Genomic DNA, 223 nt, shown 5'->3' with positions numbered 1-223 from the left:
AAGAAGGGGAGTTTATGTTCAACTCTACACCAGAGCCTGAGCAAAGAAGACGCGTCGTCAATGAAGCTGGTTTAAATGGCTTTTTGACCAAGATGTACGGCTTTGTCGGCCTGTCAGTGTTTGTCTCGGCCATTAGTTCGTTTTTGGTAATGACGACTTTTAGAACCGCCGTGTTTGGCTATTTTTCTCAGCACACGGGGATGATGTGGTTGCTGTTGCTGCT

Annotated in this window: 1 protein-coding gene; it reads left to right on the top strand. The window is 46.6% G+C overall.

Going from position 1 to position 223, the window contains the following annotated elements:
• Positions 1 to 14 precede the first annotated feature (14 nt).
• Positions 15 to 223, top strand: a 209-nt coding sequence (locus tag LJE08_RS14690) for a hypothetical protein (protein WP_227403677.1), incomplete at its 3' end; no start/stop codon positions are given.

The organism is Holdemanella sp. DFI.5.55 (assembly GCF_020593575.1).
Lineage (GTDB): Bacteria > Bacillota_I > Bacilli_A > Erysipelotrichales > Erysipelotrichaceae > Holdemanella > Holdemanella hominis.
This window is presented reverse-complemented; position numbering and strand designations above follow the sequence as displayed.